Origin of the sequence: Streptomyces sp. NPDC026673, from assembly GCF_040638135.1 — a bacterium.
GTDB lineage: Bacteria > Actinomycetota > Actinomycetes > Streptomycetales > Streptomycetaceae > Actinacidiphila.
Map to the genome: position 1 here is coordinate 1 of NZ_JBEZXR010000078.1, position 24618 is coordinate 24618.

Here is a 24618-nt window from a genome sequence, read left to right on the forward strand (position 1 = left end):
CCTGTGCCTTCGCCATGTGAGTCCTTCAGCCCTGATCGCCGCCAGGCCGGATCCTGACGCTGACGAGGTTACGGCACATGCGTCCGGCTCAGTCCCGTGCGCGGGCCGGCAGCCGCCAGTTGGGCCGCGGGAAGTGGCAGGTGTAGCCCTCGGGGTAGCGCTCCAGGTAGTCCTGGTGCTCGGGCTCGGCCTCCCAGAAGGGCCCGACGGGCTCCACCTCGGTGACGACCTTGCCGGGCCACAGGCCCGAGGCCTCCACGTCGGCGATGGTGTCCTCCGCGACCTGCTTCTGCTCGTCGTCCACGTAGTAGATCGCCGAGCGGTAGCTGAGCCCGATGTCGTTGCCCTGGCGGTTCTTCGTGGTCGGGTCGTGGATCTGGAAGAAGAACTCCAGCAGTGCCCGGTAGTCCGTCTTCTCGGGGTCGAAGAGGATCTCGATCGCCTCGGCGTGGGTGCCGTGGTTGCGGTACGTGGCGTTGGGCACGTCGCCGCCCGAGTAGCCGACCCGGGTCCCGACGACTCCGGGCTGCCTGCGGATCAGGTCCTGCATGCCCCAGAAGCACCCGCCCGCCAGAACGGCCCGCTGTGTCTGTCCTGCCATGTCAATCCTCCGTGTTGGTCGTGTCGCCATTGTCGAACAACCGCAGGTAGGCCCCGTAACCTTCCCGCTCCAGGTCGTCGGCGTGGATGAAGCGCAGCGAGGCCGAATTGATGCAGTACCGCAGGCCGCCCGTCTGACGCGGACCGTCGGGGAAGACGTGGCCCAGATGGCTGTCGCCACTCGCCGAGCGGACCTCGGTGGCCAGGAACCCGTACCCCGGGTCCGGCCGCTCCACGACATTGCCCACGTTGAGCGGCCGGGTGAAGCTCGGCCACCCGCTGCCGCTGTCGTACTTGTCGACCGAGGCGAACAGCGGCTCCCCGGAGACCACGTCGACGTAGATCCCGGGCTCCTTGTTGTCCCAGTAGGCGCCGGTGAAGGCGCGCTCGGTGCCGTTCTCCTGCGTCACGCGGTACTGCTCCGGTGACAGCTGCGAGACGGCCTCCGGATTCCTGCGGTAGCCGGTCACGGTCCCTCCTTGCTCGCTGCGCTCTTTTCCGTACGCCCATTGGTGGCGGGCGAGAGCCCGGTCTTACCTGCCGGCGGCGGCCGATTTCCACGCCGGGTGAAAGCGCTGCCGGGAGGCGCGGGCGGCCGCGTCTAGGATGCGGAGCATGGGTTCCGCAGAGCGCGACGGACAGGCCGGGGACGCGGTCGGAGGCGGCCGGTCGCCGGACGACGTGGGGGCGCGCGGCCGGTCGATGGACGCGGAGTCCGCGCGGTGGGTGCGGGAGCTCACGGCGGACGGTGAGGTCTTCGAGGAGGCGAGCAGCCGCCTGCACGCGCTGCTGCTGCGGATCGCGTACGCCGAGCTGAACCGGCGCGGGTCCCGGCACGGCATCACGGGGCCGGAGCTGGACGACATCGCCCACCAGGCCGCGGCCGACGCGCTGCTGTCGATCACCCGCAAGATCGGCGCGTTCCGCGGTGACAGCCGCTTCACGACGTGGGCGTACAAGTTCGTCATGAACGAGGTGTCCACCAAGCTCGGCCGCCATTTCTGGCGCACGTCCGGCGAGCGGCTCGAGCCCGAGCAGTGGGAGCGGCTCCCGGACCGGCTCGGCCTCGACCCCGCCCGGCAGAGCGAGGCGCGCGAACTCGTCGACGCCCTGCGCGAGGCCGTCGAGGAGGAGCTCACCGACCGCCAGCGCCGGGTCTTCACCGCGCTGGCGGTCAACGGCGTGGACGCCGAGATGCTGGCCGCGGAGCTCGGGACCAACCGCAACGCGCTCTACAAGACGATGTTCGACGCGCGGCGTAAGCTCCGTGCCCGGCTCGCAGCCAATGGACATCTGCCCCTGACGACAGTGAGGCGCTCATGAACGAATGGCAGGGCCTTGACGACCTCCTGCGCACGGATCCGCTCGATCCCGGCTGCGACGAGGCGCTGGACCTGATGGACGTCTATCTGGAGCTGTTCCTGGCGGACGCGGCGCCGGAGGAGCGCTATCCCGGCGTCGCGGCGCACCTGCGCGGCTGCCCGGCGTGCGAGGAGGACTACCGCGGGCTGCTGGCCGCGGTGACCGGCACCTGACCCCTTTCAGGCGGTGAGCGGCGGGTTGAGGCGGTACGGCAGGACGGCGTCGCCGCGGACCGGGATCCGCCCGTCGGCCACGTGCCGCGGGGCGAACCGGACCAGGCGGCCGGTGCCGCCGTCGTCGCCGGGGGCGCCGGGCGCGGTCCAGTCGACGGCCGCGGTGCCGGACAGCTGCAGGGTGGTGCCCTCGGCGAAGTCGACGAAGAGCAGGGCCGCGGCGGGGTCGCAGGCCAGGTTGCCGAGGCTGTTGAACATGTTGTTGCCCGGGTAGTCCGGCCACCACAGGGCGTCGCCGTCGCCCTCGACGCGGACGAAGCCCGGCGAGCCGCCCTTGTGGGAGGCGTCGGCGCCCCGCTCCGGATGGGAGGTGCCGAGGAAGAACGTGTCGGCCCGGCCCACCAGGGCCGCCTGTGCGGCGTCGAGGCGTGCCGCGGGCCGCGGTCCGCCCGCCGCTGCGGTCTTGTCGCCGGGTCCGCCGCCGGGGGCGGGAGCGAGAAGGCGCTGCTGGATGTACTGGGGGCAGTTCCCGTACGCCTGGTCGACGGCGAGCTCGAAACCGGCGTCGTCGCAGGAGGTGAGGGTGCCGTTGAGCCGGAGTCTGCGGCGGCTCGCGAGGTCGATCACGATCAGGCCGGCCGCCCCGCCGGGCGTGAGTCCGGCCAGGGGGTCGCCCGCGCCGGGACGGGCGGCGACCCGCAGGACGCCGTCCCCGGCGGTGAGGAAACCGGGGGCTCCGGTGACGGGTGAGACCCACGGGCGGCCGGCGTCGTCGCGTGCGCTGAGCACCGCCAGGTCGCGGTCGGCGAGGAAGCGGCTCACCCCGCCGCCGAGCACGGGCGGATCGAGCATGCCTCGCAGGCGCGCGGCCTCGCAGGCGACTCCGGCGCGTCGCTGGACGGCGAGTTCTCCCTCGTGGAAGCCGGTGTGGCGGGTCATGTCCTCGCTCCCTTGATGTGGTGGCATGCCGTGTCGGTGTCGGCGTCCCCGCGTCTGTTCGTGCCGTCCGGCCGGTCGGGACCGGTCGGACGGCACGAGGTGCGGGCTCCGCTCAGCGCGGGAGGTCCGCCTTGTCGAGGAAGCCCAGGATCAGCTCCGCGACGGGCTCGACATGGGTCTCCAGGAGGAAGTGGCCGCCGTCGAGAAGGTGGACCTCCGCGCGCTGCGCGTCGTCCGCGAAGGCCCGGGCGCCGTCGGGGCCGAAGATGGGGTCGTGCTCGCCCCAGACGGCGAGCACGGGCACGGGGTGGGTGCGCAGGTACTCGTGCAGGCGCGGGTAGAGCGGGATGTTGGTGGCGTAGTCGCGGAAGAGCGTGAGCTGCACCAGGTCGTTGCCGGGCCGGGAGACCAGCTGCAAGTCGTGGTGCCAGGTGTCGGGGCTGACGGTGCTCTCGTCGGCCACACCGGTCACGTACTGCCACTTGATGCCCTCGAGGCTCAGCGCGCTCCGGACGCCCGCCTCCGTCTCGGGGGTCTGCTCGCGCTGGTAGGCGCGGACGCCCTCCCAGAACTCCTCGACGAATCCGGCCTCGTAGCCGTTGCCGTTCTGGGTGACGATCGCGGTGACGGCGTCGGGGTCGGCCAGCGCGAGCCGCCAGCCGATCGGGGCTCCGTAGTCCTGGACGTAGAGCGCGTAGCGGGTGACGCCGAGTCGGTCGAGCAGCCCCTTGGTGAGGTCCGCGAGGGCGTCGAAGGAGTAGGCGAAGGCGTCGACGGCCGGGGCGTCGGAGTGGCCGAAGCCGAGGTGGTCGGGGGCGATGACGCGGTAGCGGCCGGCGAGGAGCGGGATCAGCTCGCGGAACATGAACGAGCTGGTCGGGAAGCCGTGGAGGAGCACGATCACGGGTGCGTCCGCGGCACCCGCCTCGCGGTAGAAGAGCCGGTGCCCCTGGACCTCGGCGTAGCGGTGGTGCACGGTTGCCATGACTAACCCCTTCGGATTGCTTCAGTGGTTATATGCAAGCAGGGTCGATGTAACCTGTCAAATGGATTTGGAGGGTTAGCGTCGGCAGGGCGGGAAGCGAGGGCGGCCCCACGGCGTTGTGGAAGAGCACAGGGGACTTCGGGCGCGTGCCGGACGTACGGCCGACACGGCCCGCGACAGGGACGGACATCGCAGATGACTGGTACGGCCACGACGCAGCGCCCGATGGGCATCGAGGAATCCCGGATCGTCACCCCCCGGCTCGTCCTGCGGCCGTGGCGCTCCGAGGACGCCGAGGCGGCGCTGGCCGTCTACGGGACCGAGGACGTGACGCGCTGGCTGGCTCCGGCGATGACGCGGCAGCCGGACGTCGCGTCCATGCGGGAGCTGCTGCGCTCCTGGGAAGCGGGCGCAACGGCCCTGGAGCCGCCCGCCGGACGCTGGGCCGTCGAGCTGCGCGAGACCGGCGAACTGGTCGGCGGCGCCGCCATCCTGCCGCTCCCGCCGCACGGTGTGGACCTGGAGATCGGCTGGCAGCTGTCCCGCGGGGTCTGGGGCAAGGGCCTGGCCACGGAGGCGGGACGCGCCCTCGCGCGGTACGCCTTCGCATCCGGCGTCGACGAACTCTTCGCCGTGGTCCGGCCGCGGAACGACCGCGGTGCCGCCACCGCCCGCAGCGTCGGAATGGAATGGGTCGGCGAGACCGAGAAGTACTACGACCTGCGGCTGCAGGTGTACCGGCTGCGCAAGGGTGAGTTCGAGGCCTCCGCCGCACCGTCGCCCGGGATCTGACGCGGCACGGAGGGTACGGGCGCGGAAAAGCCGGATGCCGGACCGTACGGAGCACGGTCCGGCATCCTTGCGTCCATGAACGGCGCGTTCACACGCCGTCGTCAGTGACCGAGGTCAGTGACGGGCCGCGGCGCGACGCTTGCGGTTCGCGAAGAGGAGACCGCCACCGGCGAGCAGGGCCACGGCGGCACCGCCCGCGAGCAGCGGGGTGGAGCTGGAGGCACCCGTCTCGGCGAGGTCACCGGCCGGCGACTCGTCGGTGGACGGGGTCGAGGGCGCGGCGGAGGGGGCCGTGCTGGCCGACTCGCTGGGCGTCTCGCTGGGCTTCGGAGACTCGGTGGTCTTCGTCTCCGTCGGGGTGGGCGTGGGGGTAGGCGTCTCCGACTGACCCTCGCAGACCGGGGCGGTCTTGTCGTCCTCGAACGAGAAGCGCTCGCCGTCGCCGGCCTTCACGCTGAGGTGAAGCTTCACCTCGGCGCTGTGCGCCGGCAGCTTGACGGTGTCCTCGAAGGAGGCGCCGAAGGTCTTGGTGGCGACCAGGTCCTTGCCGTCGGCCGTAACGGTCACGGTGTTCGTGACGTTGGGGTTGTAGGCCTTCAGCTTGATCGTCACCGAAGAGCAGTCCACGTCCCACACGGGCGTGTGAGCGGACGCCGGGGTGGCGAACAGGCCGAGGCCGATCACGCCGGTGGCGGCCGTTGCTATCAGGGTGCCGGTGCGGGACCAGGCACGGCGGGGGGATACGGTCACAAGTTCTCCATGCTGGGGTGAAATTCGATGCCAGTGGCAGCCGCAATGTACTCCCCCTCTCCTCACGGCTCACTTCCGCCCCACAACTAACGGGGAAACGCGGGGTGAAAGCGCCGGATTCGCCGGATCTGCACGGGCGTTGTCGGACCCTTCGCGGACACTGCCGTCATGTCCGCCGACGAAGCCGCCCCCGCCCTGCCCGACCCCGCCGCGCTGCTGTCGCGGACCGACTGGGCGGCCCTCGCGCACGCCTACGGGTCCGCCGACGGCACCCCGGACGACCTGCTCGGCCTGCTGCACGACGACCCGGAAGTGCAGGCCGAGTCGCTCGGCCGCACCCTGCTGCGCTGACTGCTCGACCGTGCCGACCACTTCGACCAGGTGCTGCCTGCCGCCCTCGCCCTGCTGCCGATGTGCGGTCGGTACACGGTCGACGGCGAGTGGGGCCGGCTCCTCGCGTGCGCCTTCCAGGCCCCGCACACGTCCGACGTTCCGCTGACCGTCGCCCAGCGCGCCTTCCTGCGGGCCCTGGCCGATCGCGACGCCTGCTGGGGTGCCGCGGCCGACAGCGCGTCCTGGCTGCGGGCCGCGGGGCTCCCCACCGGGCGCGCGGGGCTGCGGGAACTGCTCGCCCGGGCACCGCCCGGTACTCGCTGACACGTTGACAACGTCCTCGCCCGCCCGGTGCCCGCCCGCCCTTGCCCACGGCCGGCCGTCGGCGCAGCGGGCAGGTGCGACGGCTTCTCCGCCCTGATCGATCGCGCGACGGGTTCTAGCATTGATGGTGGATATCGCCGAACGAAAGATGGAACCATGATCTTTTGGGAGAGCGAGACGATCCCGGGAACTCACCCGAAATCGCCGCCCGTTGCGTGCGTTTCCCTTGTCCCGGATGCCGGCGGCGCCGAGACGCGCGGCGGCGGGAGGACCGGACGATGAATGCGGCGGGCTCCTATGATGCGGTCGTTGTCGGCGGCGGTCACAATGGACTTGTCGCGGCTCTGTACCTGGCGCGGGCCGGGTGGTCGGTGGTCGTTCTGGAGCGCAACGCCGCGGTGGGTGGCGCCATCGCGAGCGGTGAGGTGACGCTACCCGGGTATGTCCACGACCTGTACTCCACCAATCAGAACCTTTTCCTGGGCTCACGGGCATACGCCGATTTCGGCGACGATCTGGCCCGCCACGGGCTGCGGTTCCGCACCACCGACCGCCCCTATGCGAATGTCTTCCCCGACGGGCGGAGCGTGTGCGTGTATCGCGACTACGCACGCACGCTCGGGCAGTTGGCGGAGCACCATGCCGTCGATGCCGAAGGATTCGCCGGCCTTTACCAGGAGTACCGGCGATTCGCGCCGTATCTCTTCGGACTCTACGGATGCGCGCTGCCCTCGAGCGCGGCCGCTCGCCAGGTGCTGGACCTGCTGCGCCACCAAGGTCTGCGCGGTGCGAGGGAACTCGCCCACATGCTGCTGATGAGTACCCGGGAGTTGGGGGAGACCTGGTTCGCCACCCCCGAGGCACAGGCGATGGCGGCCTGCTGGGGCATGCACCTGGATTTCGCTCCCGACGTGTCCGGCGGGGCGATGTTCCCGTTCCTGGAACTGTTCGCGGACATGGAGAACGGCATGTCCGTGGTCGAGGGCGGCGCACAGCGGCTGCCGCTGGCGCTGGCCGCGGTCCTGGCCGAGCACGGCGGCGAGATCCGCACCGGTGTCGAGGTGGACCGCGTACTGTGCCGGAACGGGCGGGCCGTCGGCGTCCGCGGCGCGGACGGGAGCACACTGACGGCACGTCGCGCGGTGGTGGCGAACGTCGGTCCGGCAGCGCTCTACCGGCGACTGCTGGCGTCCGAGCACGTACCGGCCCGGGTCCGCGACGAGGCGTCCCGTTATCTCTACGGCCCGGGCACCCTGATGGTGCATCTCGCCCTGGACGGACCGCTGCCCTGGGCGGCGGGCGACGAGCTGGCCGGTTTCGGCTACGTCCATGTGGCGCCGTACACCGATGATCTGGCGCGCACCTACGCCGAATCCCAGGCGGGACTCCTGCCGGTGGAACCGCTGCTTGTGGTGGGCCAGACCACCGCCGTGGACCCGACCAGGGCACCCGCGGGCCGCCATGTCGCCTGGATCCAGGTCCGCACCGTGCCCTCGGCCATCCAGGGCGATGCGGCGGGGACGATCCGGCACACCACGTGGCCCGAAGCGGTCGACGCCATGACCGACCGGGTGCTGGCCAAGCTGGAGCGCTACGCGCCGGGCAGCAGGGCGCGGATCGCCCACGTCACGACCTACACCCCGGGAGACCTCGAAGCGGCCGATCCGAACCTCGTCGGCGGGGACGGCGCCGGGGGAAGCCACCATCTGGCCCAGAACTTCCTCCTCCGGCCGATGCCCGGGCACGGCGGCTACCGCACGGCGGTCCCCGGCCTGTACCTGACCGGTGCCGCGACCTGGCCCGGCGCGGGGAACAACGCCACGTCCGGCCTGCTCGCGGCCCGTCGCGTGCTCAGCGACTCCCGTCGGCGGGTCGCGACGCGCTGACGGGCTCCCTCCCCGGGCATCCCGGGCCGTGAGGTCCGTGGGCGGTGCGGCAGGATGCGGGGACCTGGTCGATTCGGGGAGGGAATCCATGGACGCGACGGATGGCGCCATCCATCTGATCCACTTGGGCGGCACGCCCGGCAACAGCGACAACAGCGTCTCCGTGCGCGTCCTGGGCCGCTCCCAACCCGGAATCCTGACCGGTCACGACTTCCTCGACTGCGAGATCGTCATCGTGACGGAGTTCGCCGACGCCTGCTTCGCCGAGACCCTTCTCCCCGAAGACCTGACGGACTGGGAGGACGCCTTGGCGACCCTGGAGACCGGCCGGTCCGCCGTATGGCTCGACTCGGGGCGGACCACGTCCATGACGTTCGAGGTCGATGAGACGGGCCGGTTCCGGGTGTCCGTGCATGACGGGCCGTCGTCGGGCGTTACCGTTACCGTCCCGCTGCCCGCACTGCCGCCGACGTGGGCCGGCGAGCAGCGCGATCTGCTCGCCCGGGTACGGGAGGCCTACCCCCGCGAGGTCGTTGAGACGTCACTCGGCGTCTACGAGTGGCGCCGGGACGGCGACGCCTGACATCCCGGCCGGGCAATCGGCGGCCGCTTCTTCGAGGCCGCAGGAACGCGGCGGCGCGGGTGGCGGCGCGGGTGGCGGTGCCGGTGCCGGTGGGTGGTCGGGTTTCCGCCGTCTCGCTCCCTTCGGTCGCACAGCGGCGGGCTGCGGATGGGAGGGTGGGGGCGCCGCTCCTCGGCGGTGTGCGGGCCGGTGATCGGCGGGGGTTCAGGCGCCGGAGCGGGGTGGGTTGTTCGTGGGTTTCGGTCTCGTGGCCGTCCGCGGGTAGAGATGGCTGGTTGCCACGCCCACCCTTCGTGGGTGGCGCGCCCGCCGTAACCTGCGTCTGCGGGTAGTTCCCCGACAGGCGGCGGGCTCCGCGGATGGTCTGCGGAGATCGGGCTCTGTTTCGCCGACATATTCGGCGAAAGCGGGCCCGATCTTCTCCGGCGCAAAGATCGGGCTCTGTTCCGCCGACTATGTCGGCGAAAGCGAGCCCGATGTCCCGTCAACGGCTCGACAGCACCCCGAATCAGTCGCAGACGCCGGTCACGGCAGGCGCGCCCACCACGCACCGATGGCGTGGAGGCGGCCATCTATACCCGCGGGCGGCCACGAGACCCGCGCCCACCCACCAAGCCGACCCGCTCCGGCGCCTGAACCCCCGCCACCCACCCACCCGCACGCCGCCGAGGAGCCCCAGACCGGCACCCTCCCGTCCGCAGCCCGCATCGTTGCGCCCGAAGGGCGCGAGACGGCGGGACAGCCGAACCACCGGCGGGATGGCCGTCAGTCCGCCGCCGGAACCGGCTCCCAGGGCACGCCGGGGACGACGAGCGGGCTGCCCGTCACGGGATCCGGCACGATGACGGAGCTCAGCCCGAACACCTCCTCGACCAGTTCCGCCGTGACGATCTCGCGCGGCGGGCCCTGCGCGACGATGCGGCCCGCCTTCATCGCGATCAGGTGGTCCGCGTAGCGGGCGGCCTGGTTGAGGTCGTGGAGCACCGCGACGACCGTGCGCCCGCGCCCGTGGTTGAGGCGGCGGACCAGGTCCAGCACCTCCACCTGGTGGGCGATGTCGAGGTACGTGGTCGGCTCGTCCAGCAGGAGCAGTTCGGTGTCCTGTGCGAGGGCCATGGCGATCCACACCCGCTGCCGCTGACCGCCGGACAGCTCGTCCACCGGCCGGTCCGCGAGGTCGGCGGTGCCGGTGTGCTCCAGCGCCTCGGCGACGGCGCGTTCGTCGGCCTCGGACCACTGCTGCCACCACTTCTGGTGCGGCTGGCGTCCGCGTGCCACGAGGTCGGCGACGGTGATGCCGTCCGGCGGAGTGGGGCTCTGCGGCAGCACGCCGATGGCCCGGGCGATCTGCCGGCCGGGGAGGCGCGCGAGTTCGGTGCCGTCGAGCAGGACCGTGCCGGAGCGCGGTTTGAGGAGCCGGCCCAGCGCGCGCAGCAGCGTGGACTTGCCGCAGGCGTTGGGGCCGACGATGACGGTGACCCGGCCGTCGGGGATCTCGAGGTCCAGGCCGTCGACGACGGTCCGGTCCTCGTACGCCAGGGTGAGGGCCTGCGCGGTGAGTCGGCTCGTACGGCTCATGAGGTGGTGCCTCCGGAACGGCTGCGGGTGCGGGCGATCAGCCACATCAGGTAGGGGGCGCCCACCGCTGCGGTGAGGACGCCGACGGGGAGTTCGACGGGGGAGAACAGGCGCCGGGCCAGCAGATCCGCCACGACGACCACGAGTGCGCCCATCAGCGCCGAGGACAGCAGCGGGATCTGCGCCGTACGGGTCAGCCGGCGGGCGATCTGCGGGGCGAGGAGCGCGACGAAGTCGACCGGGCCGGTGGCGCCCGTCGCGACGGAGGCCAGCACGATGCCGAGGGCGGTCAGGCCGAGCCGCACCCGGTCCAGCCGGATGCCGAGCGCCAGTGCGGTGTCGTCGTCGAAGGACGCCCCGCGCTGGGCCCTGGCCGCCCACAGTGCCGCGGGGATCGCGAGGAGCAGGACCGTCGCCAAGGGCGCGGCCTGGTCGTAGCCGCGGCTGTTGAGCGAACCGGTCAGCCAGACCTTTGCCTGCTGCGCGACGAGGAAGTCGCCCTTGGTGAGGAACAGTTGCGTCAGCGAGCCCAGCGCGATCGAGACGCCGATGCCGACGAGGACGAAGCGCGAGGCGTGGAGCCCGCGACGCCAGGCGAAGACGTAGACCAGCAGCGCCGCGGCGAGACCGCCGGCGATCGACACATAGGGGAGCGCCGTGTACGAGACGAGGCCGAAGCTCATGGCGGCGACCGTCGCCGCGCCCGCGCCGTGGGTCACGCCGATGACGTCGGGGCTGGCCAGCGGGTTGCGCGCGACGGTCTGGACCAGGGCGCCGGCGACCCCGAAGGCGAGCCCGGCCAGCAGGCCCACGACCAGGCGCGGCAGACGCAGCGTGCCGACCACGAGCTGGTCGGGGCTGGGCCGGCCGAGCAGGACGTTGACGACCTCCACGGGCGAGACGAAGGACTCGCCGACACACAGGTAGACCACCACGGCCGCCGCCAGCAGCACGGCGAGCACGACGGCGACGACGACCGCCCGGCGGTGCACCAGGAAGCTGCCGCGCCCACGGCGCAGAAGGGCATGCCCGGCCGGGCGGGCGGACCGCGTGGCGGCGGTCGCCACGGCGGCCGCGGGGGCGGTCGGGGCGGTGGTTCCGGCGGTGGTTCCGGGGGTGGTCGTGCGGCTCATGCGGCGACCACCGTCCGGCGGCGTACGAGCGCGATCAGGAAGGGCACGCCGAGCAGGGCGGTCATGACGGCCACCGGCACCTCCGAGGGCGGGAAGACGATGCGCCCGAGCACGTCGGAGGCGAGGATCATCACCGGCCCGAGCAGGGCGGCCACCGGCAGGACCCAGCGGTGCGCCGCACCGACCAGGGCCCGGGCGATGTGCGGAACGGCCAGGCCGGTGAAGGCGATCGGCCCGACGGCGGCCACGGCGGCGCCGGTCAGCACGGTCGCACCGACCGCGCCCAGGACACGCAGCAGCGCCACGTTGTGGCCGAGGCCCTTGGCGGCGTCGTCACCGAGCGCGAGTGCGTCCAGGCCCCTGGCCATCGCCGCGACCAGCAGCAGCCCGGCCGCGACGAACGGCCAGATCTGGCCGATGACGTCGGCGCCGCGGCCGCTGATCGAACCGACCTGCCAGAAGCGGAACTCGTCCAGGGCGTGGGCGTCGGTGGTGACGACCCCGGACACGACCGACGCGAGGAAGGCGTTCATGGCGGCGCCCGCCAGCGCGAGTTTGACGGGGGAGGCGCCGCGGTAGCCGCCGGCGGCGACGGCGTAGACGGCGACGGCCGCCAGCGCCGCGCCCGCGAAGGCGAACCACACGTAGCCGGTGAGCGTGTGCACGCCGAGGAACGCGATCGCGCACACCACCCCGACGGAAGCGCCCTGGCTGACGCCGAGGATGCCGGGCTCGGCGATCGGGTTGCGGGTGATGCCCTGCATCACGGTCCCGGCGACGGCGAGGGCCGCGCCGGCCAGCACGCCGATGACGGTGCGCGGCACGCGCAGCGCGCGCACCACTTGGGCGTCGTCACTGGTGCCGCCGTGCAGCAGCGCCTGGACCACCTCGCCGGGGGCGATCTGTCGGCTGCCGACGGCCAGGCTCAGCAGGACGGCGATCAGCAGCATCACCGCACACCCCACCAGCCAGGCGATACGGCGACGGGTCGGTCGCGCCATGCGCCGCGCTCACTCTCTCTTTCCGGGTTCCGGGTTCCGGGTTGCGGGCCGTACGGGCGCGCGCCGGGCGCCGGCGGGCACAACGGCCCGCCGGCGCCCGGCGTACGTCACTCGGTGGCCTCAGGGCTCACGCCGTGAGGCGCTTCTCCAGGTCGTCGAGGACCGCGTTGGCCGCGGTGACCCCGAGCCCGAGGTACCAGGTCTCGTCCGGGACGTCGAAGGCGTGGCCGTCCTTGACCGCCTGCAGGTTCTTCCACAGCGGGTTGCCCTGGGCCTTGGACTTGTCGGTGGCCTTGGGGTCGCCGTAGACGCCGGTGAAGATGTAGTCGGCGTCGGCCTGGTCGATGTTCTCGGCGCTGATCTCCGCCGCCAGGTCCTCGATGTCCTGGTTCTTCGGCCGCGGGATGCCGACGTCCTTGAGGATGGTGCCGATGAAGGAGTCGTTCGCGTAGAGGCGGATCTTGCCCTCCGGCATGTACCGCACCATCGACACGCTCGGCTTGTCGGCGCCCAGCTTGTCCCCGAGGGCCTTCGCCTTCGTCTCGTACGCGGCGAGGTTCGCCTTGGCCTGGGCGGTCTTGTCCAGCGCGGCCGCGTTGAGGAGGTAGTTCTCCTGCCACGTGAAGCCGGGCCGGATGGAGAAGACGGTCGGCGCGATCTGCGACAGCTCGTCGTAGGAGTCGGCGGCGCGCAGCTGGCTGCCCAGGATCAGGTCCGGCTTGAGCGCGGCGATCGCCTCGAGGTTGAGGCTGTTGATGGTGCCGATGTTCGCCGGCTTGCCCGCGGCGCCCTTCAGGTAGGACGGGAGCTCCGGCGAGCCCTCGGTCGGCGCGAGGCCGACCGGCTTGATGCCGAGCGAGACGACGTTGTCGAGCTCGCCGACGTCCAGGACCACGACGCGCTTCGGCTGGGCCTTGACGACCGTGCTGCCCATGGCGTGGGTGATCGTGCGCGGCCACTCGCCCGGCTTGGCGTCGGTGCCCATCGCCGCGGTCTTCTCCGCCGCGTCCGCGAAGTCCTCGCCGCCCTGCGCGACGGACTTGGCGTCCTTGGCCTTGGCGGTCGCGGAGGCGGCTGCGCTGCCCTCCTTCCCGTTGCTGTTGGACCCACCGCACGCCGCCAGGGACAGCGCGGCGGCGATGGCGACAGCGACGGCGGCAGTGCCGCGGCGCCGAAGAGACATGTGAAGCTCCTGTAGCTGTGGTTCGCCTTTGAAGTATTAGGCGAGCCTAACCTTATGCGTCCGCCTGTGGGTCGCGTGCAGGGGGGTCCCCTGGTTGCCGCGATGCCCTCCGCCGCGGGCGCGACGGCGTGACCCCGTCCGCCCCCTCGGGCCGCTTCGGTGGCGGTTCCGACCGATCGCCTCGCCGGGTCGCGGGCGCCCGGCGCCCACGGGGTCGTCACTCCGGGCGGCCGCGATGGTGGCCGCCCGGATCCGGCAGGAGCGCGATGGGCCCTCGCCGGGCGCTTCGGCGCGCTCGCGCGGGCGGGCGGATTCGCCGAGGGCGACCCGGGCGCCGAGATCCACCCCGACGTCGCGCCCGCGCCCGGCGACGTCGTCGTGACCAAGAAGCGCGTCAACGCCTTCGCGGGCGGCGACCTGGACACGGTCCTGCGGACACGCCGATTCGACAGCCTCGTGCCGACCGGCATCGCCACCTCCGGGGTGGTCCTTCTCCGCGTTGCGCCAGGCGGCCGACCTCGACCACGGCCTCACCGTCCTGTCCGACGGATGCCCGGACGCCGACCCGGAGGTGCACCGCGTGCTCAAGGAGAAGGTGTTCCCGCGGCAGGCCGACGTCGTCACCGTGAAGGAACGGGCCACGTCTCTCGCGAGCCGACCCCCGAGGACGGCTCCGCGTGCGCACCGAGGTCACGGGTGAGCCGTTCCGCCTGGGCGGAGGTCAGGCCCAGGCCCGGCAACGGCCCCGGGCCCGCCGGCCCGTCACTCTCCCCGGCAGGTGAACCGCCCCCGCTGAGCGGGGAGCCCCATGCGGGGTCGTGCCAGACCCCGTCCACCGGTCCGCCGACGAGGCATCCGGCCGCGAGCGCCGCGGACTCCTCGGGCACCCCGACCGCGACGAGCGCGGCGGCGATCCGCGGTACGGCGACCGAGGCGTGCCGCCGGCCGTCGACGAGGACGGGCAGCAGGAGCAGCAGCCGGGCGGCCGGATCGAGCAGGCCCCCGGCCGTTCCGGAATCGGGCACGGAGTCCGCGATGTGCGTCAGTTCGGGCCAGCCCAGACCGGGGCCGAACCGGTCGCCGTCCCAGGAGGCCAGCACCTCCGCACGCATCCAGTCGGGGTGGGTGAGCAGGAAGTCGAGCCCGGCGTCGCCGTCGAGGTTCCGGTACACCACGACGGCGCAGTGCCCCTCGCCGAACGGCACCCGCAGGACCGGCCAGGCCCGTTCGTCGAGGAGCACCTCGGCCAGGGCGTCCGTGTCGGCCCCGTCGTCCCCGAACCATTCCGGCTCCGGACGCTCGCCGTCCGGCCCGGCCTCGCACCACCCCAGGAGGTGGTTCGCCCAGAAGCCGGGCCGGTCCGTCAGCGGCTCAGCGGCCGTCAGCGGTCCGTGGTCGTACCCCTTGATCAGCACGCGCGCCAGGATGCCAGACGCCGCGGATCAGGTCAGCGGCACCGCGCTGCCCGACGAGGCGGCGGCCGCCACACGGCCGCCCAGGTCCAGGCGCAGCCGCAGGAAGTCGGCGCCGCCGGGGCCGGGCCTGCGACCGCCCGCCGGGGTCCAGCCGTGGCGGGAGTAGAAGGCGAGGGCACGGCTGTTGTGCTCCCAGGCGTCCAGCAGCCCGGTCTCCAGGGATCCGTCGCGCAGGAACCGTACGAACTCCTCGTGCAACCGCCCGCCGATCCGGCGGCCCCAGTGGTCCGGGCGGACGTGGATCCGGTGCAGCTCACCGGCGTTCGACGCGGTGCCGGTGCCGTCCTTGGGCGGGCCCATGGCCACGACGCCGATCACCTCGGTGCCCTGGACGGCGCAGAGCACCGTCATCGCGCTCGACTGGACGTCCTGCGCCCAGGTCGCGCGGCGGCGGGCCCACCCGTCGGGGCTGTCGATCTCGGATCCGGGCAGGCCGCCCGCCTGGTAGTACGCGGCACGCGCCTGAGTGTGCACGTCCACGATCGCCGCGAGGTCACCGAACCGGGCCGGGCGGATGAGGGATGGAGAATTCGTCACCTCCTGTCAGACGTCCGCGTGGCGGGGCAGGTTCCCCGATGGGACGGCCCCGCCGTGGCGGCCACCCGTGAGGTGGCCGCCACGGCGCGACCCGCTACGGCTGCGCGGTCACGCGGGGCACGTTGTAGCCGTCGACCCGCAGCTTCGGCCGCTTCGACGGCAGCGCCCCGGCGGGCCAGGACAACGTGACCGTACGGCTCTCACCGGGGAACAGCCACAGGTAGTTGTCGCTGTACAGGGTGGGCAGCACCCGGTCGCCGGTCCTGGCGTCGAGCAGGGAGAGCCGGACCAGCGAGGCCACGGAGGCCCCCCGGTTGGTCAGCCGTGCCGTGAGCCCGTGGCGGTCGCCCGACAGGTCCGTGTCGGTCACCTCGGCGAGGACCCGGGTCTGCGCGGCCTTGTTCAGCGCCTGCATGTCCTGGGGCTTGCGGTAGCGCCAGTAGACGTTCTCGGACAGCACCGCTCCGTGGCGGTCGGTCAGCCGCAGTCGCAGCAGGTGGAAGTCCGGCAGGCCGTCCGTCCAGGCCACGGTGAACGCCTCGGCCTTCGCGGACGCCGCGACGTCGACCGTGCCGCGCCGCTCCGCGGACAGCGGATGGCCGGACAGGTCGAGCAGCCGCGCGGACACCGTCGCGCCCTTGAGGGCCCGGGGCGTGTGGTTGACCGCCACGACCTTCCCGTTCACCGGGTCGGCCTGCACGTGAACGGGCTCGGCGGCCTTGCGGACCCCGTAGTAGGCGCCGTTGACGTCGAAGTCGTAGTCGTAGGTCTGCCACACCGTGCTGTACCAGGCGGGGTGCGACATCCACAGCATCAGGCCGCTCGCGTTGTCCCACAGGCTGCCGTTCCAGGCCTCGAACATGGCGCGGAAGTTCTCGTAGTTGACGAACTGCGCCTTGCGGGAGAAGTCGTCGAGGTCTTCCGCGGTGCCGAGCCGGCCCTCGATGGCCGCGCGGTAGTTCTGCGGTGCCTGGTTGCCGCGGGTGCTCCAGTCGTGGTGGTACCAGACCCCGCCGACGGGCCACTCGGGTTCGTCGCCGACCAGGCGCCGCATCGTCTCGGCGGTGGGGACGACCGGCATGCCGATCTCGGTGTGGAAGCCGAAGTCGCCGCTGCCGTAGGTGGACGCGGAGTAGTACCGCTCCGGCTCGACCCAGCCGTACGGGCCGCCGCCGGAGACGATGCCGCCGGCGGAGTTGTTCTGGTACAGCAGGCCGGGCGCCTCCGCGCGCACCGCGGCGCGCATCCCGTCGTCGACCGGGCCGGGCGGGTTGCCCTCGTTGGCGCCGCACCACACCACGACGCTGGGGTGGATGCGGTAGCGCCGCACGGTGTCCTGCGCGAGGTCCAGGAAGGCCTTGCGGTTCGGCGGGTCCATGGCCCAGGCGTTCGGGAAGTCGTTCCACACCAGCAGGCCGTGCTCGTCGCAACTGGCGTAGAACTCCTCGCGGTTGCTGCTCCCGACCCAGTTGCGGATCATCGTGAAGTTCATGTCGCGGTGCATCCGCACGGCCGCGTCCATACGGGCGGGGTCCATGCGGCGCAGCAGCTCGTCCCAGCCCCAGTTGCCGCCGCGCGCGAAGACGCGGACGCCGTTGACGCTGATCTTGAGCGGCACGGTGGAGTTGTCGACGGACTTCACGTCGGTCCAGTCGTCGCCGTTGTCGGAGACCTGGACGGTGTAGGTCTTGGCGTAGGCCTGCTCCCAGGTGATGACGACGCGGTCGAACCTCACCGGGGCGCCCAGGTCCACCTGGATCCACTGGTCGTCCTCGTACCCGGAGGACCAGCGGGTGCCGGGCTTGCCGTCCACCGCGTTGCCCGGCCCGCTGCCGTCGCCCTCGGAGGAGGAGGCGGTGGCGTCCTTGCGCAGGGCCAGGTCCGTGCCGGGCGAACCGCTGTCGACCACCGACAGGCCCCACATGGAGGAGCCCCAGCTGGTCGCGCGCTTGTGGCAGAGGATCCGCACGTACTGTGCCGTGGTCGCGCCGAACTCCACGTTCTGCAGGCTCGCCGAGCCCGAGGTCTGGAAGGGGAGCGGGACGGCCGCGTTGTCGACCGAGGCGGCGTCGGTCCAGTCGTCGTCGTTGTCGGAGACCTGGACGGTGTAGGTCTCGGCGTAGGCCTGCTCCCAGGTGACGACGACACGGTCGAAGGAGACCGAGGAGCCCAGGTCGATCCGGATCCACTGGTCGTCCTCGAACGACGACGACCAGCGGGTGCCCGGGTCGCCGTCCGTGGCGTTGCCCGGCCGGTTGCCCGGGTCGTCGGTGGAGGAGGCGGTGGCGTCCTTGTGCAGGGCCAGGTCGACGCCGGGCACGGTGCTGTCGGCGACCGACAGGCCCCACATGGACGAGCCCCAGTCGGTGGCCCGGGTCCGGCACAGGACGCGTACGTAGCGGGCCTTCTGCCGGGCGAACGTCACCGTCTGCGCATAGGCGTTGGAGCCCGACTGGAACGTCAGGGGGACGTCGTACTCGTAGCCGAACTGGCGCATGCCGAAGCGCGTGGTGCGCCGGTCGCTCTCCTGCCCGGCGACGGACGCGGTCAGGGTCAGCCGGTGCAGTTCCGGCTCGCCGTAGCCGTTGGGCCACCACAGCTTCGGGTTCTTCACGCGCAGCTGGGGGTCGGAGGCCGGGGCGAAGACCACCTCGGTGCTCGCGCCCCCGGGCACGGTGACCGTCCGCTGCACGCGCACGCCGTCGAAGGCGGCGGTGACGGTCACGGACCGCGCCTCCGCCGCGGCGTTGCGGACGGGGACGACGACGGTCACCTCGGCCGTGCGGGTGTCGGGCAGATCGGGCAGGACGGTGTCCACGCGGGGGTCGCCGAGGACGGCGTCGCCGGTGGAGCGGAGCCGTACGTGGTTCCAGATGCCGGCGGCCCGGTCGCGTACCGCGGGCATCCAGTCCCAGCCCGAGGAGGCCAGGTAGGTGGGCGAGTTGCGGTTCATCATGTTCGCCCCGGCGTCGACGAAGGCGAGGCCGGCCGGGCCCTTGTCCCCGGGACTGCCGGGGAACGGCATCGGGCTGATCTTCACCGCGAGGGCCTGCGGGCCCTCGGCGGCCAGCAGCGCGGTCACGTCGTAGGCGGCGCGGGCGAAGGGGAAGGTGAGGGTCCCGGCCTGCTTGCCGTTGAGCCAGACGTCCGCCTCGTGGTTGACCCCGTCGAACTCGAGCCAGACGCGGCGGCCGGCGCCGGTGCGCAGGCCCTTCGGCAGGCGGAACTCGCGCCGGTACCACCAGGAGTGGCGGGAGAGGGCCTCCGGGATGTGGAGGTTGGCGAAGCCGGCGACGGGGTCGGGCAGATGGCCCTCGCCGACGAGCGAGGACAGGACCGTGCCCGGCACGGTGGCGGGCAGCCAGCGACTGGTGTCGACGGACGGCCTCGACAACTCGGCGGCACCGCCGCCGGCCCAGTCGTCCATGGTCAGGTCCCAGCCGGACTCCAGGGGGACGGTGCCGTCGTCGGCGACCTCCAGGGCCGGGGGCGTCCGGTGGTGGGTGCCCCAGTCGGTCCAGCCGGTGGCCTCGGGACGGTGGCCCCGCGGGCTGCCGTACACCTGGAGGCCGTTGAGCCCGAGCGGGTTGGCGTTGGAGCGCTTGGTGACGGTCATCCGCACCCAGCGGGCGGTGACGGGCTTGGCCAGGGCGATCTCCACGACCCCGCCCTTGCCGTCGTCGGTGCGGTGCACGGTCGTCCAGGACGTGTTGTCGCGCGAGGTCTCGATCACGAACGCGACCGCGCAACTGGACAGGATCTCCTGGCCGGTGGTGTTGTCGCGGGGATTGCCGCCGGTCGCGGGGGTGTACGGCGGGTCGTCGGCCGTCGCCTCGAAGGTGAGGCGCAGCGACTCGACCTCGCACAGGGCCTGGAGGTCGACGGCTATCCACTGGGGGTCGCCGGCGGCGGCCCGCCAGCCGGATCCCCGGACGCCGACGCGGTCGAGGCCGTCGACGGCGAACTCGGCGGGCGTGGGGGCGTAGTCGGTGGAGGAGACCGTGACCGGGCGGAACGCGGCGAGTTCACCCCGGGAACCGGCCGGGTGCGAGGTCCCGGTGCGGGCCGCCGCGGCGGCGGGGAAGGCCATGCCGAGCCCGAACCCCGCGAGGAGGGTGGAGCCGGTGGAGAGTACGGCGCGACGAGAGGGCAGGGAGGACATATCCGGCATGAACAGCGGCTCCGTTCAGGGATGTTCAATGACGAGACGGCCTGGCATCATGGCGATGACAACGTTGCCATCGCGATGACAACGTTGCCGAACATGCACCGCCGGGGAGGAGCTGTCAAGGTTTTGCGCGCATCACGCGCTGTCTTTCTCCTAATTTAGGAATAAAAAGGGACATGGACCGAGCCCAGGTCACCCGGGCGCCTGCGGTGCGCCCGGTGCGGCGTACCGGCGCGAGCACGTCGCGGGGTCCGCGGGCGGGGCCGAGGACCCCGCCGTCGCACCGCACTTGACGGTCGCCGCTGCCCGGCGACGGGTGGGCGATGGCGCGGCGGGTCGCCGGCCCGGCGTGGCCCCGCCGAGGCGGGGACGCATTCCGGCGGAGTAGCCGAGCGCGCGCCCGGGCCCCGCAGGGTTTACGAATGGAGGGACATCAGAAGGCCGGAGAGAGTGGCTGGGGCATGCGCGCTGTCGTGGATCTCACCCGTTGCCAAGGCTATGCGCAGTGCGTGTTCCTTGCGCCGGACGTGTTCGAACTGCACGGCGAGGAGGCCCTGCTGTACGACCCGGCGGTTCCGGAGGACCAGTACGAACGCGTGCGCCAGGCCGCCGCTGCGTGCCCGGTCCAGGCGATCCTGGTGGGCGAGGGGGTGAGCGCCGGTGTCCGCTGACCTCCTGGAGGGCCGGATCGTGATCGTCGGCGCGTCGCTGGCCGGACTGCGGGCCGCGGAGACGCTGCGCGCGGAGGGCTTCGCCGGTTCGCTGACCGTCGTCGGTGACGAGCCCCATCCGCCGTACGACCGGCCGCCGCTGTCCAAGCAGGTGCTGCTCGGCAAGGTGTCGGCGGACGCCACCGGGCTGCCGATGCGCCGCGATCCGGAGGCGGAGTGGCGGCTGGGGGTACGTGCCACCGGGCTGGACCCGGTCGGGAAGCGGGTCCTGCTGGGCGACGGATCGTCGCTGCCGTTCGACCGGCTGCTGATCGCGACCGGGACACGGGCGCGACCTTGGCCCGTTCCCGAGGAGGCCGCCCTCGACGGTGTGTTCACGTTGCGCACCAGCGACGACGCCGCGGGCCTGGCCGAGCGGCTGGCCGCCGGGCCGCGCCGGGTGCTGGTGATCGGCGCGGGCTTCACCGGTTCGGAGATCGCGTCCGTCTGCCGCGAACGCGGTCTGGAGGTCACGGTCACCGAACGCGGCCCCGCCCCGCTGGTGGGCGCGCTCGGCGGGACGCTGTCGAAGCTCGCCGCCGCCATGCAGCGTGCCCACGGTGTGGACCTGCGCTGCGGCGTGACCGTCACCTCGCTGCGCGGCGACGGCAGGTTCACCGGCGCCGACCTGTCGGACGGCACCCGCGTCGACGCGGACGTGTGCGTCGTCGCGATGGGCGCCGTCCGCAACGTCGAGTGGCTCACGGAGTCGGGGCTGGCCGCGGATCCGCGCGGGATCGCCTGCGACGCCGGGTGCCGGGCGTTCACCATGTACGGCATCGTCACGGACGACGTCTTCGTGGCCGGTGACGTCTCGCGCTTCCCGCACCCGCTGTACGAGTACCAGCTGCTCTCCCTCGAGCACTGGCGCAACGCGGTGGACCAGGCCGAGGTGGCCGCCCACAACATGATCAGTCCGGGACCGCTGCGGCGTCCGCACCTCGCGGTCCCGACGTTCTGGTCGAGCCAGTTCGGCTACAACATCAAGTCGGTGGGCGTCCCCACCTTCTCCGACCAGGTGGTCGTCGCGCAGGGTTCGCTGGAGGAACACCGCCTGGTGATGGCCTACGGCTACCGCGGCCGGTTGACCGCCGCGGTCACGGTCAACATGGCCAAGTCGCTGGAGTACTACGAGCGCCTCATCGAGACGGCCGCCCCGTTCCCGCCCCCGCCGGGCGCGTCGGACCGCCGTCTGGCGGCCGAGGTCGTCCTCCCCTCCGATGTGCCGGACCCGAGCCGGCTGTCGCACGGTCCCACCGTCGCGCTCACCGGGTACCTGCCGGACCGGCGGCTGGTCCTGGCGAGGCCCGCCGGGTGATCCGCCCCCGCCCATCCACGAGGAGCCACCACGCATGACCGCCGAGACCCTGCTGGAGCGGATCACCGATTACGCCAGCCGCCCCGACCCGTACCCGTTGTACGCGGAGCTCCGCGCGGCCGGGCCGGTGGTGCGGCAGACGGACGGCAGTTACCTGGTCGGCACCTACCACGAGATCGTCGGCCTGCTCCACGACCCGCGGCTCAGCGCGGACCCCCGCAACCGCACCACGCCGGCTCCCCCGTCGTCCGACGAGACGCGGCACCTGCCGTTCCTGCGGCTGGACGATCCCGAGCACCACCGGCTCCGCACGCTGGCCATGCGCCCGTTCGGTCCTCCGCACAGCCCCGGTCGGATCGACGCGATGCGGGACGAGATCGCCCGGATCAGCGGGGAGCTGGTCGACGGGCTCCGGGGCCGCGAGCACGTCGACATCGTCGACGACCTCGCCTACCCGCTGCCGGTCACGGTCATCTGCCGGCTGCTGGGCGTCCCGCGCGAGGACGAGCCCCGCTTCCGGGAGTGGACCGACCTGCTGGTCGCCTCGGCCGACATCAGCCCCGGCGAGGACACCGCGGCGCGGGCCGAGGCGGGCCGCACGGCCCAGATGGAGATGGGCGCGTATCTGCTCGGCCTCGCCGAGGAGCGCCGCGGCCGGCCCACCGGCGACCTGCTCTCGGACTTCGTCAACGAACCGGATCCGGAACTGCGGCTCACCGGCGAGGAACTGGCGGTGACCGCGATCCTGCTCCTCATCGCGGGGCACGAGACGACGGTCAACCTGATCACCAACGGAGTGCTCACGCTGCTGCGCCACCCGGACCAGCTGGAACGGCTGCGCCGGGAGCCGGAACTGCTGCCGGAGGCGGTGGAGGAACTGCTGCGGTACGAGCCGCCGGTGCACTTGCGCGAGCGCATCCCGCTCGCGGACGTGGAGATCGCGGGCACCGTCGTACCGAAGGGGACGTCGGTGATCCTCGCGCTCGCCTCGGGCAGCCGTGACCCTCTGCGGTTCAAGGACCCGGAACGGTTCGACCCCGCCCGCGAGGACAACGAGCACTTCGGCTTCGGCAGCGGCGTCCACCTCTGCTACGGCGCACCGCTCGCCCGCATCGAGGCCCAGACTGCGCTGGGAGCGCTGCTCCCCGGCCTCGGCACGGCGACCCTGCTCCAGGACCCGCCCCCCTACCGCCACAACGCCATGCTGCGCGGGCCCCGTCACCTCACCGTCAGGTTCTGAGGGCCCGGCGACGAGGTCATGCCGCCGCGCTCGTTCCGATCGGCGGCGCCTGTCCGCATCACGTGGGTCGCCGGCCTCATGCGCCCGCGGTGCGGTGGCGGGCGCGGAAGGCGGCGGCCTTGACGCGGTTGCCGCAGGTCCTCATCGCGCACCATTCGCGCCGGTGGCCCCGGGAACGGTCGAGGTAGACCTGGGTGCACTCCGGGCGGGCGCACTCGCGCAGGAGTGCCCCGTCATCGCCGCCGATGATCTCGACCGTCTCGCGGGCGAGGGCGGCGAGGCCCTGAGAGGCCGAACCGGAGCGGCTGGTGCCGTCGGGTCCGAGCTGCGTGACGACGGGGGCCTGTGCGGCGTGGCGGTTGACCGCGGCGACCGCGGCGGCGGGCAGCGGTTCGCCGTCGAGCCGCGCCACGACCAGGGCGTAGATCGACTCCCGCAGTTCCACGGCCGCCGCGAGGTCCGACGCGTCGGAACCGGGTTCGCCGTCGAGCATCCGGGACTCGACGAACCAGGAGTCGAGGAGCCCTGGCGACGTGAGCATTTCCCTGGGCACCGCATTGCGTCGTGCGCGCAGCGTGCCCAGGAAGTCGAGGGCGAGCGTCCCGCAGGGAAAGGCATGATTCACATCACCACTCTAACCGGTGATCCGCGATTCGTCACTGGCTTGACAGGTGACTTCGCCACGTGACACGGTCGTCACCGTTCAGAACGGTTACTCATGATGTGGGGGACGCCGCAATGGCTGTCGTACGTTTTCACCTGATCTCCACGCTCAGCCCTTCCGAGGCGCTGGCGGTGCTCACCGACTTCGGTCCCGCGCGGGCCGAGAACTGGCCCACCATCGACGCCGAGCACCTCACGGTGCACGCGATCGGCGACACCTGGGCCGAGGTGACCGAGGGCACCGCGTCGGCCTGGGAGCGGGCGCGCTACGACTGGGACGCCGAGCGGGGGAGGGTCGCCATCGTCACGCACGACTCGAAGGTGTTCGGGCCCGGCGGCGGCTGGATCTTCCAGCTGACCCCCGAGGGGGACGGCACCCGGATCGACGTCGAGCTCACCCGTACCCCCGGCACTCTCAAGGGCAAGGTGCTCGCCGCGCTCCTGCCCGTCGCCGCGGGATCCCTGCGCAAGTCCTACCGGAAGCCCTTCAAGGCCGCGTGAGCCGCGGGGCTCTTCGTCAGTCCGCCAGGAGTCCGCTCCGGGCCGGTCGGACCGGTCGGACCGGTCCGGCCGGACGGCGATGTGGTCCGGTTCGAGCGCGAGCATGACGCGGCGGCGAAGTCGAGCTGCCCGGTGGGCTCGTCGGCCGGTACGAGTGAGGCGCGGTTGGCCGGCGCGACGGCGATGGCCGAGCCGCCGTCCGGCCAGGCGCTCAGGCGATGGGGAGGACGACGTTCTGCGGCGCGGTGAGGCAGGGGAGCGGATTGCGCGCGGTCTGCTGCCACACGAAGCCCGCGACGCGGCGCTGATGGCGCAGCCGGGTGGCGGCGTTCATGCCGGGCAGGTCGTGTCCGGCGACATCGAACACCGGGTCAACTCGGCGCG

At 72.5% G+C, this 24618-nt stretch carries 25 protein-coding genes and 1 pseudogene; 12 read left to right on the forward strand and 14 right to left on the reverse strand.

Translation table 11 applies throughout. The features are described from left to right. Window positions 1–88 precede the first annotated feature (88 nt). The gene (gene msrA, locus AB0F62_RS34900) at window positions 89–601 is read right to left on the reverse strand and encodes a peptide-methionine (S)-S-oxide reductase MsrA (RefSeq protein ID WP_361808924.1); all 513 of its coding nucleotides are present in this window, start codon (window positions 599–601) and stop codon (window positions 89–91) included. A 1-nt stretch (window position 602) separates the two neighbouring features. Continuing rightward, a complete protein-coding gene (gene msrB, locus AB0F62_RS34905) occupies window positions 603–1070 on the reverse strand; it encodes a peptide-methionine (R)-S-oxide reductase MsrB (protein WP_361808927.1) in 468 nt (155 codons plus the stop codon). A 145-nt stretch (window positions 1071–1215) separates the two neighbouring features. Here msrB and AB0F62_RS34910 point away from each other — a divergent pair, with 145 nt between their 5' ends. Continuing rightward, window positions 1216–1923: a sigma-70 family RNA polymerase sigma factor gene (locus AB0F62_RS34910; protein ID WP_361808929.1), complete on the forward strand. Its 708-nt coding sequence runs from the start codon at window positions 1216–1218 to the stop codon at window positions 1921–1923. Beyond that, on the forward strand, window positions 1920–2135 hold the full coding sequence (locus tag AB0F62_RS34915; RefSeq protein WP_361808931.1) for a hypothetical protein: 216 nt from the start codon (window positions 1920–1922) through the stop codon (window positions 2133–2135). Before AB0F62_RS34910 ends, AB0F62_RS34915 begins: the two co-directional genes overlap by 4 nt. A 6-nt stretch (window positions 2136–2141) precedes the next feature. Here AB0F62_RS34915 and AB0F62_RS34920 read toward each other — a convergent pair whose 3' ends face one another. Next, window positions 2142–3074 (reverse strand): pyridoxamine 5'-phosphate oxidase family protein, encoded by a 933-nt coding sequence (locus AB0F62_RS34920; RefSeq protein ID WP_361808934.1) that lies wholly within the window; start codon window positions 3072–3074, stop codon window positions 2142–2144. Between the two features lie 112 nt (window positions 3075–3186). Then, entirely contained in the window at window positions 3187–4059 is an 873-nt protein-coding gene (locus AB0F62_RS34925; protein WP_361808937.1) for an alpha/beta hydrolase, read from the reverse strand. A gap of 195 nt (window positions 4060–4254) precedes the next feature. Here AB0F62_RS34925 and AB0F62_RS34930 point away from each other — a divergent pair, with 195 nt between their 5' ends. After that, window positions 4255–4851: a GNAT family N-acetyltransferase gene (locus AB0F62_RS34930; protein ID WP_361808940.1), complete on the forward strand. Its 597-nt coding sequence runs from the start codon at window positions 4255–4257 to the stop codon at window positions 4849–4851. A gap of 114 nt (window positions 4852–4965) precedes the next feature. Here the strand turns inward: AB0F62_RS34930 and AB0F62_RS34935 are convergent, their stop codons facing one another. Beyond that, window positions 4966–5601 (reverse strand): LAETG motif-containing sortase-dependent surface protein, encoded by a 636-nt coding sequence (locus AB0F62_RS34935; protein ID WP_361808943.1) that lies wholly within the window; start codon window positions 5599–5601, stop codon window positions 4966–4968. A 168-nt stretch (window positions 5602–5769) separates the two neighbouring features. On the opposite strand from AB0F62_RS34935, the gene AB0F62_RS34940 reads away from it, so the two are divergent. The 4 genes from AB0F62_RS34940 (at window position 5770) to AB0F62_RS34955 (ending at window position 8727) form a co-directional block, all read left to right on the forward strand. Then, window positions 5770–5952, forward strand: coding sequence for a hypothetical protein (locus tag AB0F62_RS34940; RefSeq protein WP_361808946.1), 183 nt, complete (start codon window positions 5770–5772; stop codon window positions 5950–5952). Between the two features lie 30 nt (window positions 5953–5982). Then, window positions 5983–6258: a hypothetical protein gene (locus tag AB0F62_RS34945; RefSeq protein ID WP_361808949.1), complete on the forward strand. Its 276-nt coding sequence runs from the start codon at window positions 5983–5985 to the stop codon at window positions 6256–6258. A 278-nt stretch (window positions 6259–6536) separates the two neighbouring features. Next, a complete protein-coding gene (locus AB0F62_RS34950; RefSeq protein WP_361808952.1) occupies window positions 6537–8144 on the forward strand; it encodes an NAD(P)/FAD-dependent oxidoreductase in 1608 nt (535 codons plus the stop codon). Between the two features lie 88 nt (window positions 8145–8232). Beyond that, the gene (locus AB0F62_RS34955; protein WP_361808955.1) at window positions 8233–8727 is read left to right on the forward strand and encodes a DUF5959 family protein; all 495 of its coding nucleotides are present in this window, start codon (window positions 8233–8235) and stop codon (window positions 8725–8727) included. Window positions 8728–9492: 765 nt separating this feature from the next. On the opposite strand, the gene AB0F62_RS34960 is transcribed toward AB0F62_RS34955, so the two are convergent. The 4 genes from AB0F62_RS34960 to AB0F62_RS34975 form a co-directional block, all read right to left on the reverse strand. Then, the gene (locus AB0F62_RS34960) at window positions 9493–10305 is read right to left on the reverse strand and encodes an ABC transporter ATP-binding protein (protein WP_361808958.1); all 813 of its coding nucleotides are present in this window, start codon (window positions 10303–10305) and stop codon (window positions 9493–9495) included. Further along, window positions 10302–11438, reverse strand: coding sequence for an iron chelate uptake ABC transporter family permease subunit (locus AB0F62_RS34965; protein ID WP_361808961.1), 1137 nt, complete (start codon window positions 11436–11438; stop codon window positions 10302–10304). The genes AB0F62_RS34960 and AB0F62_RS34965 overlap by 4 nt, the downstream gene beginning before the upstream one ends. Next, a complete protein-coding gene (locus tag AB0F62_RS34970) occupies window positions 11435–12439 on the reverse strand; it encodes an iron ABC transporter permease (protein ID WP_361808964.1) in 1005 nt (334 codons plus the stop codon). Before AB0F62_RS34970 ends, AB0F62_RS34965 begins: the two co-directional genes overlap by 4 nt. Window positions 12440–12566: 127 nt before the next feature. Beyond that, the gene (locus AB0F62_RS34975) at window positions 12567–13622 is read right to left on the reverse strand and encodes an iron-siderophore ABC transporter substrate-binding protein (protein ID WP_361808967.1); all 1056 of its coding nucleotides are present in this window, start codon (window positions 13620–13622) and stop codon (window positions 12567–12569) included. A 291-nt stretch (window positions 13623–13913) separates the two neighbouring features. Between AB0F62_RS34975 and AB0F62_RS34980 the strand changes: the two are divergent. Continuing rightward, a pseudogene (locus AB0F62_RS34980) lies at window positions 13914–14322 on the forward strand (isochorismatase family protein); the annotation flags it as partial. Here the strand turns inward: AB0F62_RS34980 and AB0F62_RS34985 are convergent. The 3 genes from AB0F62_RS34985 to AB0F62_RS34995 all read right to left on the reverse strand — a co-directional run bounded on the left by AB0F62_RS34985 (window position 14243) and on the right by AB0F62_RS34995 (window position 19805). After that, window positions 14243–15037, reverse strand: coding sequence for a hypothetical protein (locus AB0F62_RS34985; protein WP_361808970.1), 795 nt, complete (start codon window positions 15035–15037; stop codon window positions 14243–14245). The pseudogene AB0F62_RS34980 and the gene AB0F62_RS34985 overlap by 80 nt on opposite strands. A 27-nt stretch (window positions 15038–15064) precedes the next feature. Continuing rightward, complete coding sequence (locus AB0F62_RS34990; protein ID WP_361808973.1) at window positions 15065–15634, reverse strand: GNAT family N-acetyltransferase; 570 nt, start codon at window positions 15632–15634, stop codon at window positions 15065–15067. A gap of 94 nt (window positions 15635–15728) precedes the next feature. Next, entirely contained in the window at window positions 15729–19805 is a 4077-nt protein-coding gene (locus AB0F62_RS34995; protein WP_361808975.1) for a discoidin domain-containing protein, read from the reverse strand. Between the two features lie 458 nt (window positions 19806–20263). On the opposite strand from AB0F62_RS34995, the gene AB0F62_RS35000 reads away from it, so the two are divergent. The 3 genes from AB0F62_RS35000 to AB0F62_RS35010 are packed head-to-tail and all read left to right on the forward strand — an operon-like array spanning window position 20264 to window position 23070. Then, a complete protein-coding gene (locus AB0F62_RS35000) occupies window positions 20264–20473 on the forward strand; it encodes a ferredoxin (RefSeq protein WP_361808978.1) in 210 nt (69 codons plus the stop codon). Continuing rightward, window positions 20463–21830, forward strand: a complete 1368-nt coding sequence (locus tag AB0F62_RS35005) for an FAD-dependent oxidoreductase (protein ID WP_361808981.1) — start codon at window positions 20463–20465, stop codon at window positions 21828–21830. The genes AB0F62_RS35000 and AB0F62_RS35005 overlap by 11 nt, the downstream gene beginning before the upstream one ends. A gap of 34 nt (window positions 21831–21864) precedes the next feature. Beyond that, complete coding sequence (locus AB0F62_RS35010; RefSeq protein ID WP_361808984.1) at window positions 21865–23070, forward strand: cytochrome P450; 1206 nt, start codon at window positions 21865–21867, stop codon at window positions 23068–23070. Window positions 23071–23146: 76 nt separating this feature from the next. Here AB0F62_RS35010 and AB0F62_RS35015 read toward each other — a convergent pair whose 3' ends face one another. Continuing rightward, window positions 23147–23695, reverse strand: coding sequence for a CGNR zinc finger domain-containing protein (locus AB0F62_RS35015; protein ID WP_361808987.1), 549 nt, complete (start codon window positions 23693–23695; stop codon window positions 23147–23149). Between the two features lie 113 nt (window positions 23696–23808). Here AB0F62_RS35015 and AB0F62_RS35020 point away from each other — a divergent pair, with 113 nt between their 5' ends. Further along, the gene (locus AB0F62_RS35020) at window positions 23809–24234 is read left to right on the forward strand and encodes a hypothetical protein (RefSeq protein WP_361808990.1); all 426 of its coding nucleotides are present in this window, start codon (window positions 23809–23811) and stop codon (window positions 24232–24234) included. Between the two features lie 211 nt (window positions 24235–24445). Here AB0F62_RS35020 and AB0F62_RS35025 read toward each other — a convergent pair whose 3' ends face one another. Continuing rightward, window positions 24446–24601, reverse strand: coding sequence for a hypothetical protein (locus AB0F62_RS35025; protein WP_361808993.1), 156 nt, complete (start codon window positions 24599–24601; stop codon window positions 24446–24448). Between the last annotated feature and the right edge of the window lie 17 nt (window positions 24602–24618).

Excerpts from the sequence above, each read along its gene's own strand:
- msrA (WP_361808924.1), bottom strand. The coding sequence starts at position 601 with ATGGCAGGACAGACACAGCGGGCCGTTCTGGCGGGCGGGTGCTTCTGG.
- AB0F62_RS34910 (WP_361808929.1), top strand. The coding sequence starts at position 1,216 with ATGGGTTCCGCAGAGCGCGACGGACAGGCCGGGGACGCGGTCGGAGGC.
- AB0F62_RS34915 (WP_361808931.1), top strand. The coding sequence starts at position 1,920 with ATGAACGAATGGCAGGGCCTTGACGACCTCCTGCGCACGGATCCGCTC.
- AB0F62_RS34920 (WP_361808934.1), bottom strand. The coding sequence starts at position 3,074 with ATGACCCGCCACACCGGCTTCCACGAGGGAGAACTCGCCGTCCAGCGA.
- AB0F62_RS34925 (WP_361808937.1), bottom strand. The coding sequence starts at position 4,059 with ATGGCAACCGTGCACCACCGCTACGCCGAGGTCCAGGGGCACCGGCTC.
- AB0F62_RS34930 (WP_361808940.1), top strand. The coding sequence starts at position 4,255 with ATGACTGGTACGGCCACGACGCAGCGCCCGATGGGCATCGAGGAATCC.
- AB0F62_RS34940 (WP_361808946.1), top strand. The coding sequence starts at position 5,770 with ATGTCCGCCGACGAAGCCGCCCCCGCCCTGCCCGACCCCGCCGCGCTG.
- AB0F62_RS34950 (WP_361808952.1), top strand. The coding sequence starts at position 6,537 with ATGAATGCGGCGGGCTCCTATGATGCGGTCGTTGTCGGCGGCGGTCAC.
- AB0F62_RS34955 (WP_361808955.1), top strand. The coding sequence starts at position 8,233 with ATGGACGCGACGGATGGCGCCATCCATCTGATCCACTTGGGCGGCACG.
- AB0F62_RS34960 (WP_361808958.1), bottom strand. The coding sequence starts at position 10,305 with ATGAGCCGTACGAGCCGACTCACCGCGCAGGCCCTCACCCTGGCGTAC.
- AB0F62_RS34965 (WP_361808961.1), bottom strand. The coding sequence starts at position 11,438 with ATGAGCCGCACGACCACCCCCGGAACCACCGCCGGAACCACCGCCCCG.
- AB0F62_RS34970 (WP_361808964.1), bottom strand. The coding sequence starts at position 12,439 with ATGGCGCGACCGACCCGTCGCCGTATCGCCTGGCTGGTGGGGTGTGCG.
- AB0F62_RS34975 (WP_361808967.1), bottom strand. The coding sequence starts at position 13,622 with ATGTCTCTTCGGCGCCGCGGCACTGCCGCCGTCGCTGTCGCCATCGCC.
- AB0F62_RS34995 (WP_361808975.1), bottom strand. The coding sequence starts at position 19,805 with ATGCCGGATATGTCCTCCCTGCCCTCTCGTCGCGCCGTACTCTCCACC.
- AB0F62_RS35000 (WP_361808978.1), top strand. The coding sequence starts at position 20,264 with ATGCGCGCTGTCGTGGATCTCACCCGTTGCCAAGGCTATGCGCAGTGC.
- AB0F62_RS35010 (WP_361808984.1), top strand. The coding sequence starts at position 21,865 with ATGACCGCCGAGACCCTGCTGGAGCGGATCACCGATTACGCCAGCCGC.
- AB0F62_RS35020 (WP_361808990.1), top strand. The coding sequence starts at position 23,809 with ATGGCTGTCGTACGTTTTCACCTGATCTCCACGCTCAGCCCTTCCGAG.